At 32.7% G+C, this 13,268-nt stretch carries 14 protein-coding genes; 10 read left to right on the forward strand and 4 right to left on the reverse strand.

Annotated features, from left to right (window positions below; genetic code table 11):
• Positions 1 to 130: 130 nt before the first annotated feature.
• From hppD to FNW38_RS04665, 8 genes are all read left to right on the forward strand, one after another.
• On the forward strand, positions 131 to 1,291 hold the full coding sequence (hppD, locus tag FNW38_RS04630) for a 4-hydroxyphenylpyruvate dioxygenase (RefSeq protein ID WP_143386979.1): 1,161 nt from the start codon (positions 131 to 133) through the stop codon (positions 1,289 to 1,291).
• 292 nt (positions 1,292 to 1,583) lie between these two features.
• Positions 1,584 to 2,363, forward strand: a complete 780-nt coding sequence (locus tag FNW38_RS04635) for a DUF3108 domain-containing protein (protein WP_143386980.1) — start codon at positions 1,584 to 1,586, stop codon at positions 2,361 to 2,363.
• Positions 2,353 to 3,282 carry a tryptophan 2,3-dioxygenase family protein gene (locus FNW38_RS04640; protein WP_143386981.1) on the forward strand — a complete coding sequence of 310 codons (930 nt, stop codon included), beginning with the start codon at positions 2,353 to 2,355 and terminating at the stop codon, positions 3,280 to 3,282. The genes FNW38_RS04635 and FNW38_RS04640 overlap by 11 nt, the downstream gene beginning before the upstream one ends.
• Positions 3,283 to 3,310: 28 nt before the next feature.
• Positions 3,311 to 4,531, forward strand: coding sequence for a M23 family metallopeptidase (locus FNW38_RS04645; RefSeq protein ID WP_143387039.1), 1,221 nt, complete (start codon positions 3,311 to 3,313; stop codon positions 4,529 to 4,531).
• A gap of 237 nt (positions 4,532 to 4,768) precedes the next feature.
• Entirely contained in the window at positions 4,769 to 6,412 is a 1,644-nt protein-coding gene (gene pgi, locus FNW38_RS04650; protein WP_143386982.1) for a glucose-6-phosphate isomerase, read from the forward strand.
• A 172-nt stretch (positions 6,413 to 6,584) separates the two neighbouring features.
• Entirely contained in the window at positions 6,585 to 6,869 is a 285-nt protein-coding gene (locus FNW38_RS04655) for a hypothetical protein (protein ID WP_185963080.1), read from the forward strand.
• A 97-nt stretch (positions 6,870 to 6,966) separates the two neighbouring features.
• Entirely contained in the window at positions 6,967 to 7,389 is a 423-nt protein-coding gene (locus tag FNW38_RS04660) for a hypothetical protein (RefSeq protein ID WP_143386983.1), read from the forward strand.
• An 82-nt stretch (positions 7,390 to 7,471) separates the two neighbouring features.
• Positions 7,472 to 7,951, forward strand: a complete 480-nt coding sequence (locus FNW38_RS04665; protein WP_143386984.1) for a septal ring lytic transglycosylase RlpA family protein — start codon at positions 7,472 to 7,474, stop codon at positions 7,949 to 7,951.
• On the opposite strand, the gene FNW38_RS04670 is transcribed toward FNW38_RS04665, so the two are convergent.
• Complete coding sequence (locus FNW38_RS04670) at positions 7,952 to 8,419, reverse strand: CYTH domain-containing protein (protein WP_143386985.1); 468 nt, start codon at positions 8,417 to 8,419, stop codon at positions 7,952 to 7,954. It lies immediately after the preceding gene.
• A gap of 114 nt (positions 8,420 to 8,533) precedes the next feature.
• Between FNW38_RS04670 and dinB the strand changes: the two genes are divergently transcribed.
• Both dinB and FNW38_RS04680 read left to right on the forward strand, forming a co-directional pair.
• Positions 8,534 to 9,616, forward strand: coding sequence for a DNA polymerase IV (gene dinB, locus FNW38_RS04675; RefSeq protein ID WP_143386986.1), 1,083 nt, complete (start codon positions 8,534 to 8,536; stop codon positions 9,614 to 9,616).
• Positions 9,617 to 9,711: 95 nt separating this feature from the next.
• Positions 9,712 to 10,227: a PAS domain-containing protein gene (locus FNW38_RS04680; protein WP_143386987.1), complete on the forward strand. Its 516-nt coding sequence runs from the start codon at positions 9,712 to 9,714 to the stop codon at positions 10,225 to 10,227.
• Positions 10,228 to 10,287: 60 nt separating this feature from the next.
• Here the strand turns inward: FNW38_RS04680 and FNW38_RS04685 are convergent, their stop codons facing one another.
• The 3 genes from FNW38_RS04685 to FNW38_RS04695 form a co-directional block, all read right to left on the reverse strand.
• Positions 10,288 to 11,061: a Bax inhibitor-1/YccA family protein gene (locus FNW38_RS04685; RefSeq protein ID WP_143386988.1), complete on the reverse strand. Its 774-nt coding sequence runs from the start codon at positions 11,059 to 11,061 to the stop codon at positions 10,288 to 10,290.
• 175 nt (positions 11,062 to 11,236) lie between these two features.
• Entirely contained in the window at positions 11,237 to 12,667 is a 1,431-nt protein-coding gene (pyk, locus tag FNW38_RS04690; protein WP_143386989.1) for a pyruvate kinase, read from the reverse strand.
• Between the two features lie 5 nt (positions 12,668 to 12,672).
• Entirely contained in the window at positions 12,673 to 13,161 is a 489-nt protein-coding gene (locus FNW38_RS04695; protein WP_143386990.1) for an IPExxxVDY family protein, read from the reverse strand.
• Positions 13,162 to 13,268 lie beyond the last annotated feature (107 nt).

Below are 13,268 nucleotides of genomic sequence, written 5' to 3' on the forward strand. Positions count from 1 at the left end.
AAAGGATGCCACTTCCATCAGGGCTAGGACTTTTGTATAACGAGCAATATTTTTTAAATTAATAAAAACTTTGTAAATCCGTTTTATCCACTTTCCAAAATTAGATTTACCGAATCAAAAAATAAATATCATGTCAAAAGAAATAAAATCAATAGAATACGGACTAGAAAAAATATTTGAAGGAGCACAGGATTTCCTTCCGTTATTAGGAACCGATTATGTAGAATTCTACGTAGGAAATGCAAAACAATCAGCGCATTATTATAAAACCGCTTTCGGCTACCAATCATTGGCCTATGCAGGATTAGAAACCGGAGTAAGAGACAGATCGTCTTATGTGCTAAAACAGGATAAGATCCGCATCGTATTGACCACACCATTAACGCAAGATTCTCCGATACACGAACATTTGAGAAAACATGGTGACGGGGTGAAAGTAGCTGCACTTTGGGTAGAAGATGCCACTAGTGCTTACGAGGAAACAATGAAGCGTGGTGCTCGCTCTTTTATGGAGCCAACAGTTGAGAAAGATGAATTTGGAGAAGTAGTACGTTCAGGAATTTATACTTACGGTGAAACCGTGCATATTTTTGTAGAGCGCAAAAATTATAACGGTGTTTTCCTCCCTGGATATAAGGAATGGAAATCCGATTACAATCCAGAGTCAACAGGATTAAAATACATTGACCACATGGTGGGTAATGTAGGTTGGAATGAAATGAATACCTGGGTTAAGTTTTATGAAGAAGTAATGGGATTTGTGAATTTCCTTTCTTTTGATGACAAACAAATTAATACCGAATATTCGGCCTTGATGAGTAAAGTGATGTCGAATGGAAACGGAAGAATTAAATTTCCAATTAACGAACCTGCCGAAGGAAAGAAAAAATCACAAATCGAGGAATATCTGGACTTTTACGGCGGACCTGGAATTCAGCATATCGCTATTGCAACGGATGATATTATCAAAACGGTAACGCAATTGAAAGCAAGAGGAATAGAATTCTTGTCAGCTCCTCCGCATACCTATTATGAGGCAATTCCGGAGCGATTGGGAGCGCATATGAAAATGATGAAAGAAGATTTAAATGAGATAGAGAAACTAGCCATTATGGTCGATGCCGATGAAGAAGGGTATTTATTACAAATTTTTACAAAACCAGTGCAAGACAGACCGACCTTGTTTTTTGAAATTATACAAAGAATGGGAGCCAAAGGTTTTGGAGCGGGTAATTTTAAAGCTCTTTTTGAGTCAATTGAAAGAGAGCAACAATTGCGAGGAACGCTATAAAAGTGTGTTATTTTTATGTTATGTTAAAAAATAATCAACGAATGACCTGTTTTTCTGCAAATGTTGTGTTAAACTTTATTTCGAAGCTTTAAAAACTAGTTTTATTAATTAGCTTTGCACTCGCAAAACAGGAAGGGGTGGTTTCCTTCCTATATTGATATAAATTTCATAATTTATAGTTTTTTGGTTAGTTAATAGCATAAAAACTCAGTCATTATTTGACTGAGTTTTTTTGTTTTAATATATTTGGAACAAAATTTGCTATTACAGTCAATAAATTGACAAAAAAGTAATGAAAAAAATAATCCTACTCTTTATATTTATAACTACAGTAAGCTTTGATTCTCAAAATGAAGATGCTTACGATGTGGGCGAGTATTTTAAATTTCGAATCCATTACGGTATAGTGAATGCAGGATATGCAACACTTGAAGTCAAAGACGCGATCATAAACAACAAAAAAACGTTTCATGTTGTAGGGAAAGGATATACAACCGGAATGTCTCGGTTTTTCTTTAAAGTGGATGATTTGTATGAAAGTTATATCGATAAGGAAACCAGAAATCCATATCGATTTGTAAGGAAGATTAATGAAGGAGGATACACTAAAAATCAGGAAGGTTTTTTCAATCAAACTACAAATAGAATTCTTGTAAAAGATTACAAACATAGAAACGAAAAAACAATTGTCATTCCGAAAAACACGCAAGACATTTTGTCAACTTTCTATTATTTGAGAAATTATCCAAGTATTGATAAAATCAAAATTGGAGAATCAGTGTCAATTGACATGTTCTTCGATGATGAGACTACAAAGTTTAGGATGAAATTTATAGGTCGTGAAGATATTACAACTAAATTTGGTGTTGTTTCAACAATGGTTTTTAGGCCTTTGGTGCAATCAGGACGCGTTTTTAAAGAACAGGAAAGTCTAACCGTTTGGATTTCAGACGATGATAATAAAATACCCTTGCGAATTAAAGCAAGTCTGGCTGTAGGATCAATCAAAGCAGATTTAGATCAATACAAAGGATTGAAGAATCAGTTTAAAACAAAATATAATGGACAATAATGAGAATTCTGAAGTAATTTTAAAAGAAATTGAACTTAAATACCAAGCAATAAACCAGAAAACCGAGACGCATTTAGAAGGATTGCTTTGGTCTAAGCCGATAACTTATTGGGATTATATTCACACAGATGCATTATTAAGTCTTCAAATTCAAAGAACCACCCTTCCGGATGAAATGGTTTTTATTATGTATCATCAGGTTAATGAATTAATATTCAAGATGATACTTTGGGAAATGAATCAAATTTCTTATTCTGAGAACATAAAGACTGATTTTTTTACCGAAAGGTTAATGAGAATCAGTCGCTATTTTGATATGCTGACAACTTCTTTCGGTATTATGGAAGATGGAATGGAAGTCGATCAATATATGAAATTTAGGAATACCCTTACTCCGGCAAGTGGTTTTCAAAGCGCGCAATATAGATTTATAGAGTTTTCTTCTACGGATCTAATAAATCTTGTAGATCACCGTTATAGAGATTCAATTGATAGGAATACTCCGTTCGAATTTGCTTTTGAACACTTGTATTGGCAAGCAGCCGGAAAAGAGTATCACACCGGTAAAAAATCATTTTTGCTGGAGGAATTTGAAAGAAAATACAAAGGAATGTTTTTGAAACATATGGAGGAATATAACACCATAAACATTTGGCAAAAATTCAAGCAGCTCCCTGATTTAGATCAAAAAAATTCAGAGTTAATTAAAGCGATGCGTCATTATGATCATACTGTAAATATTACTTGGGTTATGCAACATTTGAATGTCGCTATAAAATATATAGATCAAAGCGGGAAAGGAAATGGAGAAGCTACAGGAGGAAGTGACTGGAAAAAATACATGCATCCAAAATACCAACGTAGAATATTTTTTCCAGAATTATGGTCGGTAGATGAGTTGGCACATTGGGGAGAATAAAATAATTAGAATGCAAAAAAAATATAGTTTGAAACAAGTATTAATAACAATTATAGTGTTGTTTTCTTTAGTTTCTTGTAATAAATCCGATGATGTATTAGAAAAAGAAATTATAAAACCAGCAGTTAAGAAAATTGAGTTTGGGTTTAAATATTCTGATTTTAATGTAGTTCAGGATACTATTAAAAAAGGAGATACTTTTGGTACTATTATCGAAAATCAAAATATTGGTAATAAGAAAGTGTATGATATTATTAAAAAAGTAAAGGATACATTTGATGTTAGAATAATTAGAATAAACAAGCCCTATACACTCCTTAGATCAAAAAACAAAACAAATAAGTTGCAGGTTTTTGTTTATCAACCGGATGCAATGAATTATTATGTTGTCGATTTGCGAGATACAGCTGTGGTTGTATATAAAAAGACAAAACCTATCACCATTAAGACCCGTACAATAGGAGGATTGTTGAAGGGTTCTTTGTCTGAAACTTTGGAAGGGGCTAATGTAGAAGGTGCGTTGGCGAGCAAAATATCTAAAATTTATGCTTGGTCAATCGATTTTTTTAAGCTTAAAAAAGGAGATCGATTTGCTATTACTTTTACGGAAAGATATATAAATGACACTATATATGATGGAGTAGACAGTCTTAAAGCCGCTTTTTTTGAATACAAAGGAAAAATAATTTATGCATTTCCCTATGCTCAAAATCCTTCATCCAATAAAATAGAATATTATGATGAAGAAGGGAAAACATTGAAAAATTTCTTTCTTAAAACACCAATAAAATTTAGTAGAATATCTTCTCGTTTTTCAACTAATCGATTCCATCCAGTACAACAAAGATGGAAAGCACATAAAGGAACCGATTATGCTGCGCCATACGGAACCCCAATTACAACTACTGCGGCAGGGACTATAGAGCAAACAGGTTTTACGGCAGGAAATGGAAATTTCGTAAAAGTAAAGCACAATGGTACGTATTCCACTCAATATTTACACATGTCAAGAATCTTGGTACGACGTGGTCAGCATGTCAATCAAGGTCAGGTTATAGGTCGAGTAGGAAGTACTGGTTTAGCAACAGGCCCTCATGTTTGTTATCGATTTTGGAAAAATGGCGTTCAGGTAGATGCGTTACGACTTAAATTGCCTAACGGCGAACCAATGAGCGGTAGAAATAAAGATCAGTTTTTAAAGGTTATTACTCCTTTAAAATGGCAATTAGATAGTGTTTCTAATTTGTAAGAGAATTGATTTATTTAGTTAAAAAGGTGTGTTTACACTGGAAAGCTAAAAGCAAATCTGGATTTTACCATAGAAATAGGATTCGGATTTAATTATAGGTTTTTTTCTGTCCTATTTAAGGGATTACTATTTTGGCAAAATCGCCTTAAATTGTTATATAATTGTAAACACATTTATCATTAAAACTAATTTCAGTATTTTTGCCAAAAATTAAACAAAACTACAATCCAAATATAAATGGCTTTAAATACAATAAACCCAACAGAAACGATTGCTTGGAAGAAACTACAAATGCATTACAACGAAATGCAAAAAGTTTCGATGCAAGAAATGTTTCTATCTGACACTTCAAGAACTGAAAAATTCAATTTGAAATGGAATGATTTTTTAATTGATTATTCTAAAAACATTATCAATCAGGAAACTCTTGATTTATTACTTGAGTTGGCAGAGGAAACAGGGCTTAAAAATGCTATTTCAGACTATTTTGACGGAGGAATTATCAACCAAACTGAAAATAGAGCGGTACTTCATACTGCCTTAAGAGCCAAAGAATCCGCTATTGTAAATGTAGAAGGACAAAATGTAGTTCCTGAAATTTATGAGGTAAAAAATAAAATAAAAGCATTCACTAACGAAGTAACTTCAGGACAAAGAACAGGTTTTACAGGAAAACCTTTTACTGATATTGTAAATATAGGGATTGGTGGTTCAGATTTGGGACCTGCAATGGCTGTTGAAGCATTACAATTTTATAAAAATAATTTAAACGTTCATTTTGTATCGAATGTTGATGGGGATCATGTGAATGAAATTATTAAAAAATTAAATCCGGAAACCACTCTTTTTGTTGTTGTTTCTAAAACATTTACAACGCAGGAAACATTGACCAATTCTGAAACTATCAGAAAATGGTTTTTACAATCAGCAAAACAAGAAGATGTGGCAAAACATTTTGTCGCGGTTTCTACCAATATTGCAAAAGTAACGGAATTTGGGATTAACCCTGATAATGTATTCCCAATGTGGGACTGGGTTGGAGGTCGTTTTTCTTTATGGAGCGCTGTAGGGCTTTCAATAAGTCTAGCGGTAGGTTTTGAGAATTTTGACGAATTATTAAGTGGTGCTAACGAAATGGATGACCATTTCAAAACTGCTGATTTTGATAAAAATATACCAGTGGTTTTAGCTTTATTGAGCATTTGGTATAACAACTTTTTTGGAGCAGAAAGCGAAGCTTTAATACCTTACACACAATATTTACAAAAACTGGCACCTTACTTACAGCAAGGAACAATGGAAAGTAATGGGAAAAGTGTTGGTCGTGACGGGAAACCGGTAAATTATCAAACAGGAACTATTATTTGGGGTGAGCCAGGAACCAATTCACAACATGCTTTTTTTCAATTAATTCACCAAGGAACCAAGTTGATTCCTACTGATTTTATTGGCTTTATAAAACCATTATATGGCGATGAAGACCATCATGATAAATTGATGTCTAACTTTTTTGCGCAAACCGAAGCCTTATTACACGGAAAAACGAAGGAACAAGTTCAGGCAGAATTCGATAAACAAGGGCTTGCTGCAGATAAAGCTGCGTTTCTTTTGCCATTTAAAGTTTTTGCAGGAAACAAACCTACGAACACCATTTTAATACAAAAATTGACTCCGAAAACCTTGGGTTCTTTGATTGCATTGTATGAACACAAAATTTTTGTTCAGGGAATCATCTGGAACATATTTAGTTACGATCAATGGGGAGTTGAACTTGGGAAACAATTAGCCAACTCAATTTTAGAGGAGATTAACAGTAAAAAAGTAAAAAAGCACGATTCTTCCACAGCTTATTTGTTGAATCACTTTCTGTCGAATAAATAAAATTTGATTAAAGCGAATCAAGTTGTAAGGTTTAAAAAATAATTTTTTAAATTACAGTTACCAAAAAGCCCCGATTTTATAAAATCGGGGCTTTTTTATGCAAGTAGTTCTATAACAGTAGTTTTTTATCGCAAACTTTATTTTTTGTTTTTATCTTGTTTGTAATATTTTTATGATATATATAAATAAGCATAAAAAGAACAATTTCCAGTTTAGAGCTGATATTTTAAATTTTACTAATTTTATAAATAAAGATTGGGGTATTTCACAAAGAGTTATAAATGCTAATGTTTTGAATTTCAGAGCAGCTACAGCAAATGTGCCATTTTTTCAATTAGCAACTCAGACAGAAGATGATGGAACTAGAATTTTAATTAAAGATACTTTCCAGAAAAATGCTTCAACTTTTGATGTTTGGCAAGCACAATTTACACTTAGATATATTTTTGGTAAATAATTACCTGAAAAAATATCAAAAAATTAAAACCACGCATTAATGTGTGGTTTTTTTATGCCTTTTTTTTCTTATATTTGTTAAAACAAAAACAAGTTATATGTACGAATTTATTCAAAAATTTCATTCCGGTTGGGCTTATTTAACACTTTTAGTATTAGTGATTGCAGTTGTTAATTCCTTTATTGGAATGTCTTCTAAAAAAGAATTTACTTCAAAAGACAGAAAGATTGCATTGTTTGCATTAATAGGAACACACACTCAATTATTGATTGGTTTAATTTTATATTTTGTTTCACCATTAGGGTTAGCTTCATTAGGACAAATGTCAGATAAAGCTTTGCGTTTAACGTCATTAGAACATCCATTAATAAATATTATTGCAATTACTTTGATTACAATAGGATGGTCAAAACATAAAAAACTCACTACAAGTGAGTCAAAATTCAAAACGTTTTCTATTTTTTATGGTTTAGGATTATTACTTATTTTAAGTAGAATTCCATGGTCAATGTGGTTTTAAAAAACCGGTTAAAGCTCTAGAAATAGGGCTTTTTTTATCTAGGTATGGTTTTTGTAAAATAGATTTAACTAAAAAGATAAAAATGAAAAAATCAATAACATTATTTTTTTTGGTGGCAATTATTAGCATAGTCAGCAGCCAAAGTTCCTTGGATAGACAAAAAGCCACAGTACAAAAAGACACTCTCAAAAAGAGCAAAATAGCAGTTGAACAACAAGAAAACAAATTAGACTCTTTAGTTATCTCATTGGGAAAATTCAAAATCTATAAAAAAGAGGCGCATGCATCTTATTATGCCGATAAATTTAATGGAAGAAGAACTACAAGCGGCAGAAAATTTGATAACAATAAATATACTGCAGCACACAAAAAACTCCCGTTTGGAACAAAAGTGAAAGTAACCAATGAAAAAAATGGGAAGTCCGTAATTGTAGAAATTACAGATAGAGGCCCGTTTGTAAAGTCTAGAGAGATTGACCTCTCAAAACGCGCATTTATGGATATTGCTTCCAATAAAAGCAGTGGAGGAATACTGGTAACAATAGCAGTATTGAGTAATTAATCACCAATTTTTGTAAGGATTATTGCTTAAACAGGCATTGTAATATCGAGTGTCGCCAGTTACTTCATCCCCTAGCCAATTTGGTTTTTCAAAAGTCTCCGTTTCAGATTCAAGTTCAATTTCAGCAACAATCAATCCTTCATTTTCGCCATAAAATTCATCAACTTCAAATACATGATTTCCTCGTTTTATCTCAAAACGGGTTTTGTCGATAACGCCTTTCTCACATAAAAGCAATAATTTTTTAGCTTCATCAAAGGGAATTTCTTTTTCCCACTCAAATCGAGACATCCCAGCATCATTTGAAACTCCTTTTATAGTCAAATATCCTTTGTTGCTTTTTATGCGTACGCGTACTGTACGTTCTGGAACCGAGCTTAAATACCCTTGTGCAATACGATTTTGGGCGAAAGCGGCTGCCTTGAACGAATCGTCTTTAACTAAAAATTTTCTTTCTATTTCAATCATTTTACCGTTGAATTTTAGATTTTAAGCTGTGTGCTAATTAGTAATTTCAAATGTATCAAATATTTTTAATTACAATTGGTTTCATTTAATATAAAACGTGCATAAATTTGTGTCATGTCCGAAATAATTCCAAATAGAAAAATCATACACGTTGACATGGATGCTTTCTATGCTTCGGTAGAGCAAATGGATAATCCGGCATTGCGAGGAAAACCTATTGCCGTAGGAGGCTCTGAAAACCGAGGGGTAGTGGCAGCGGCAAGTTATGAAGCGAGGAAATTTGGAGTTCGTAGTGCTATAAGTGGAGTTATGGCCAAGAAAAACTGCCCGGAACTCATTTTCGTAAAACCACGATTTGACCGGTATAAGGAGATTTCAACTAAGATTCACAAAATTTTTCATGACTATACGGATTTGGTAGAGCCATTGTCTCTTGATGAGGCCTATTTAGATGTTACCAATAACAAAAAAGGGAATCCTAGCGCTACTTTATTGGCACAGGAAATAAGACAGCGCATTTTCAGCGAAGTAGGTTTGACGGCTTCGGCTGGAATATCGGTCAATAAGTTTGTGGCTAAAATTGCCAGTGATTATAATAAACCCAACGGACAAAAAACGGTTAATCCAGATGAAGTCATTTCATTTCTGGAGGAATTGCCCATTCGGAAATTTCATGGTGTTGGAAAAGTCACCACCGAAAAGATGTATCAACTGGGAATTTTTACCGGAGTAGAATTAAAAAGTAAATCATTAGAGTTTTTGGAGAAACATTTCGGGAAGTCAGGAGGTTTCTATTTTAATGTTGTGAGAGGGATCCATAATAGTGAAGTAAAATCAAATCGAATTACAAAGTCAGTTGCGGCAGAACATACTTTTGATGTCAATCTCTCTTCTGAAATTTACATGTTAGAGCAGCTTGGGAATATTGCAAATGCATTAGAAAGAAGATTAAAAAAATACAATGTTGCGGGGAAAACAATCACATTAAAAATTAAATACAGTGATTTTACGCAACAAACCCGTAGCAAAACTTTGCCTTATTTTATTTCTGATAAAGCATTGATATCAGAAGTCGTAAAAGAACTGTTGTATCAAGAACGGATGAAAGATTCCGTCAGATTACTGGGAATTTCTTTAAGTAATTTAAATACTGAAGAGAAGAAATTTGTTGTCGTACAGTTAAAATTTGACTTTTAATTAATAATGGGTACGTTCAACAATGGTTAAAGTCTGAAATTTGTTGTTTTGTTTTTATAAATAAAATTACATTTGGTTCTTGAAGATAAAATATCATGAATAATTTTAGACAATATGAAGAGGCTATTGCTAAGTATCACAAATGCTTAAGCATAAAAACACTTCCAGTTTTTTCTTGGGATTTCCATCATGAATTTTTACATGAATTAAAGAATTCCTTTTTGGATTTAAGTAAACTGAATTCTATTGCTTCCCAAAATAAATGGATTCAGAACAATTGGGATTTAAAAACAAGGATCAAAGAGGAAGTAATAATTGTAACGGATGCCAAATTGAGTATCGTTTTTGCTTCTCATAACATGGTAAAAATGAATGGCTATGCATCAGCGGAAGTTGTGGGTAAAAGTCCTAAGATGTTTCAAGGTCAAGAGACTAATTTAGATACTTCGAATGAAATTCGTAAAGCTATCGAGTTAAAACTACCATTCGAAAAAACGGTTTTAAATTATAAAAAAAACGGAGAAACGTATCTTTGTGAGATAAAAGCATTTCCAATTTTTAATGCAAAAGGGGAATTATCACACTTTATCGCTTTTGAAAAAGCGGCATAAACGAACAAAACCCTTCCGTAGTTAGAAAGGGTTTTTGTTACTGAAATATTTTTTATTGAATTAGTCTTTACTGGACAGTTTGGATAGTAATCTTAGGAACTCAATGTATAACCAAACTAAAGTAATCATCAATCCCATAGCTCCATACCATTCCATGTATTTTGGCATTTTTTGTTCGGCTCCTTTTTCTATTCGATCAAAATCCAAGAACAAATTCAAAGCGGCAATAATAATTACAAAAATACTGATTCCAATACTCATCGTCGAGTTGCCGTGATGTACAGGGACAAAGCTGGTAAACATAGAAAACAACCAAGATATCAGGTAATAAGTCGCAATGGCAAGTGTAGCTGCCACAACAACTGATTTGAACTGCTCTGTTACTTTTACAATTTTATATTTATACAATCCCAAGCAAACCATAAAAGTCACAAATGTTGCCCCAACGGCTTGAATCACAATCCCGGGATACATAGCTTCAAATATCGCCGAAATTCCACCGATGAATAACCCTTCAAATAAGGCATAGCCAGGAGCTAAATATGGAGAATATTGCGGTTTGAAAGCAGAGATTACTACTAAAACAAGTCCAATGATAGCACCGCCAATTGCCGGAACCATTGGGTTCATGCCATTAAAAGTCAACCGCCAAATTACCGTTGCTGAAGCCGTAAGAAGTAAAAATAGAATTAAACTCTTATTGACAGTTCCTGACAAAGTCATTTCTTGATCGTAATCAATTAGAGTTGCTTGATGTACTTCGTCTTTTTTTGAAACTGCTGTTGACGAAAAAGTTTTATTATTTAAAAATGGATTTTTAGAATTGAAATTCATAGTTGGTCTGATTTTTTGTTCATCAAATATAAATTTTATTTTGCAGAAGAATGTTTAATTGTTCTTAATTTTTTTCAAATGAAAATGGAGGTATTTTCACGTTTAGATTAAAATCATAAAAAAATCCGTCCAGTTTGTTAACGGGACGGATTAATATATTCAAAATAACTTAAAACTATTCTATTTCAGAAACTCTCAAGGTGTTTACCATTCCTTTATCTTTAATAGGCATTGCTGCTAAATTGATAAGAAAATCGCCTTTTTGAACAAAGCCTTTTTGTTTTACAATTTCGTTTATGTCAGTCACAGTATCATCAGTACTTACTGTTTTTTCATAGAAAAAAGATTTCACACCCCATAATAAATTTAGTTGTGTAAGGATTCTTTTATTAGATGTAAAAACTAAAATATGTGAATTTGGTCTCCAAGCCGAAATTTGGAAAGCGGTATAACCACTATTAGTTAATGTACAAATAGCTTTCGCTTTGATAACATTAGCCATAGTTGCAGCATGATGACAGATCGTTTTTGTAATAAAACGTTTTGTTTTTATCTGTGGCGTATTTTGTGGTACTTGAATAAGCGGAGAATCCTCAACTGCTTCAATGATCTGAGTCATTTTTTGAATTACTTGAACCGGATAATTACCAGTAGCAGTTTCTCCAGAAAGCATTACAGCATCTGCACCATCCATAACTGAGTTTGCGACGTCATTTACCTCTGCACGTGTTGGCGTAAGGCTGGTGATCATTGTTTCCATCATTTGCGTAGCAACGATAACCGGGATACGAGCTGTTTTAGCTCTGCGAATCAATTCTTTTTGAACTAAAGGGACTTCATGAGCAGGAAGTTCAACTCCTAAATCTCCACGAGCAACCATCAAAGCGTCACAATACGCAACAATTTTGTCAATATTTTCTAATGCTTCTGGCATTTCTATTTTGGCAACAATTGGAATTTTATATTCTGAATGTTCTGCAATTAATTCCTGTAAGTCTTGCAAATCTCTTGGTGTTTTTACAAATGATAATGCAATCCAATCTACATTTTGTCCAATAGCAAAAATAGCATCTGCAATATCTTTCTCAGTCATTGCAGGAAGAGATATTTTTGTATTTGGTAGATTTACTCCTTTTTTAGATTTCAATTCACCACCTTGAATTACTCTTGCTATAACTTCTGATTTTTTATCAGTCTCAACGATTTCGAAAATAAGTTTTCCATCATCAAGCAAAATTCTTTCCCCTGGATTTACATCATTTGGAAAGTTTTGGTATTTCATGAATACTTTTTTTGCAGTTCCAAGAATATCTTCGGCTGTAGTAAATGTAATTAAGTCTCCATCATGTACAACAACCCCTTCTTCCATAACTCCTACACGAAGTTTAGGTCCTTGTAAATCCCCTAGGATTGCAGTAGTGTAGCCAAACTCTTCGTTTAGACCTCGTATCAGATTTATTTTTTCTTTTACATCTTCGTAGTCAGCATGTGAAAAATTAACTCTAAACACATTTACACCTGCGTCAATCATGTCTTTTATGATTTCTCTAGTACTGCATGCAGGCCCAAGTGTGGCTACAATTTTAGTTTTTTTGTTTGTAAGCATTGGTATTAAAAAATTAAATTGTTTTTTGATTTGATTTGATTTATATCTACTGTATAAAGGGTAGATATGCTATCGATTTTATTTAATATGGTCTGTATTTTTGATACACTCCTTGTATCTTCAACATTCTCTATTTTTAAGAAATAATCTACTTTTTTAAACTCAGGAAGTAAAAAGACCTTTGTTGAGACTTCCATTGTAACATTTGAAAATAAATTTTGGCTAATTCCCTTTTTCTGTTGAATAACCTCATTTTTATTTTGAATCAAATTCCAAGTGATTGCTTTTTCATTATCATAATAATAGAATCTTGAAAAATTTGTTTCTCCTTCTTCTATATTAATCTGAATTTCATTCTTGCTTTTGCTTAAATTTATTGGCAATAATTGATTAATAAAAAAAGCCAATCTATAGTCTTCTAATGAAGTGTGAATAGCAATGAGATAATAATCTATTTCGTCAAATTCTCCAAGATCCAGTTTGTGAATAGCCATTTCATGAAAAAATAAGTTGTAAATATAGTATTTCTATTGAAGTTCTGACCTACTTAAATAGGATGTTTTTGTTAATTTATCAACGAAAACGTTATAGGTTTAAGAAA

The sequence above is a fragment of the Flavobacterium gawalongense genome (assembly GCF_007097265.1).
Lineage (GTDB): Bacteria > Bacteroidota > Bacteroidia > Flavobacteriales > Flavobacteriaceae > Flavobacterium > Flavobacterium gawalongense.

Coding starts and splice junctions, on each gene's coding strand:
- FNW38_RS04680 (WP_143386987.1), top strand. CDS start 9,712: ATGAATAATTTTAGACAATATGAAGAGGCTATTGCTAAGTATCACAAA.
- hppD (WP_143386979.1), top strand. CDS start 131: ATGTCAAAAGAAATAAAATCAATAGAATACGGACTAGAAAAAATATTT.
- FNW38_RS04670 (WP_143386985.1), bottom strand. CDS start 8,419: ATGATTGAAATAGAAAGAAAATTTTTAGTTAAAGACGATTCGTTCAAG.
- FNW38_RS04685 (WP_143386988.1), bottom strand. CDS start 11,061: ATGAATTTCAATTCTAAAAATCCATTTTTAAATAATAAAACTTTTTCG.
- FNW38_RS04695 (WP_143386990.1), bottom strand. CDS start 13,161: ATGGCTATTCACAAACTGGATCTTGGAGAATTTGACGAAATAGATTAT.
- dinB (WP_143386986.1), top strand. CDS start 8,534: ATGTCCGAAATAATTCCAAATAGAAAAATCATACACGTTGACATGGAT.
- FNW38_RS04640 (WP_143386981.1), top strand. CDS start 2,353: ATGGACAATAATGAGAATTCTGAAGTAATTTTAAAAGAAATTGAACTT.
- pyk (WP_143386989.1), bottom strand. CDS start 12,667: ATGCTTACAAACAAAAAAACTAAAATTGTAGCCACACTTGGGCCTGCA.
- pgi (WP_143386982.1), top strand. CDS start 4,769: ATGGCTTTAAATACAATAAACCCAACAGAAACGATTGCTTGGAAGAAA.
- FNW38_RS04660 (WP_143386983.1), top strand. CDS start 6,967: ATGTACGAATTTATTCAAAAATTTCATTCCGGTTGGGCTTATTTAACA.
- FNW38_RS04665 (WP_143386984.1), top strand. CDS start 7,472: ATGAAAAAATCAATAACATTATTTTTTTTGGTGGCAATTATTAGCATA.
- FNW38_RS04655 (WP_185963080.1), top strand. CDS start 6,585: ATGATATATATAAATAAGCATAAAAAGAACAATTTCCAGTTTAGAGCT.
- FNW38_RS04635 (WP_143386980.1), top strand. CDS start 1,584: ATGAAAAAAATAATCCTACTCTTTATATTTATAACTACAGTAAGCTTT.